Here is a 1,545-nt window from a genome sequence, read left to right as displayed (position 1 = left end):
AATTCAAGGGGAAACAGGAGCAGCTGGAGCACAAGGTCCTCAAGGAGTTCAAGGGATACAAGGGACTACGGGATTGACAGGTGCACAAGGTGCACAAGGTCTTCAAGGAGTGCAAGGAATAATCGGTCCGACTGGAGCTATTGGTTTGCAAGGTCCTCAAGGATTACAAGGAATAACGGGTCCAACAGGAGTTCAAGGAGTGCAAGGAATACAAGGAGTGCAAGGAATAATCGGTCCAACAGGAGCACAAGGAATTAGAGGTCCCCAAGGAAATACAGGGGAGGTCGGTATAACTGGCCCTCAAGGAGTCCAAGGGGCACAAGGTAGTCAGGGACCCCAAGGCCCACAAGGGAATATTGGAATTACTGGTGCAACGGGTGAAACTGGAGCTACTGGAGCAACCGGGTCAACTGGACCACAAGGTGTGCAAGGTGTTCAAGGGATTACGGGAATACAAGGAATAACAGGAATGACAGGCGATATAGGTGCAACGGGTCCGCAAGGAATACAAGGTATACAAGGAATTCAAGGTTTGCAAGGCCCAATTGGAGCAAGTGGGGTGACAGGTGCTAGTGGTAGTATAGGCCCAGTTGGAGCGCAAGGTAGTCAGGGGCAAAACGGAGCGGTTGGACCAACAGGCGCAACTGGTAATGTAGGATCAATAGGTTTCTCGGGGATAGCAGGAGCGACTGGAGCGACTGGTTTACCTAGTGGGGGCGGTTATTTCTTTTCCACTGCAACGAGTACAATTGCAGCGAATGCGCTAATACCAATTAATTCTGGTTCTACAATTTTTGGAGCAGGAGTTAGTTTAACAAATGCGACAACTATAACGTTAAGTACGCCAGGGATATATTTAATAAGTTATTATTTTCAAGGGGATGCAATTTTGGGGAATGAAACGATTTCGGTAAGGCTTGTTTTAAACGGAACGCAAGTCGCAGGGAGTTTTATTCTTTATGTTACAAAAGGTAATTTTATATTAGAACCAGCGATTTCAAATACGATGGTAATTGAAGTTACTTCTCCAAATTCCACTTTGTCATTACAAAATGGTCCATTAGCTATTGGGCATGTAACGACATTAGCGGGAGTAATAACAGCTAGCTTAAACATATTACAAATAGTTTGATGCGTTACAAACGGGAGGAGATGCTTGTGAAGAATCAAGATAAGTGTAGTAAGTTTCAAGCACCTATTCCTTTTCCGCCGCCAGGTATTACGGGGCCCACTGGACCAACCGGTCCAACAGGTGCTTTAGGTGGACCAACTGGACCGCAGGGAATACAAGGCGTACAAGGTCCAATCGGTCCAACAGGTCCGACAGGAATACAAGGGGTGCAAGGGGTACAGGGAGAAAATGGTCCAACAGGTCCAACAGGTTTAACTGGACCACAAGGCTCTCAAGGTAGTCAAGGACCTATGGGAGAACAAGGCCCACAGGGAATACAAGGTGTTCAAGGAATTCAAGGCGAAAGAGGTCCGACAGGTCCAACTGGTATTCAGGGGATACAAGGAATTCCTGGTCCAATCGGTCCAACAGGT

General features: G+C 47.1%; 2 pseudogenes. Both read left to right on the top strand.

The features are described from left to right. A pseudogene (locus MR160_RS33600) lies at window positions 1–1,132 on the top strand (collagen-like protein); the annotation flags it as partial. Window positions 1,133–1,152: 20 nt separating this feature from the next. After that, window positions 1,153–1,545 (top strand): annotated as a pseudogene (locus tag MR160_RS33595) (collagen-like protein); the annotation flags it as partial.

The sequence above is a fragment of the Bacillus cereus group sp. BfR-BA-01382 genome, from assembly GCF_022663475.1.
In the GTDB taxonomy this organism is placed as follows: domain Bacteria; phylum Bacillota; class Bacilli; order Bacillales; family Bacillaceae_G; genus Bacillus_A; species Bacillus_A thuringiensis_S.
This window is presented reverse-complemented; position numbering and strand designations above follow the sequence as displayed.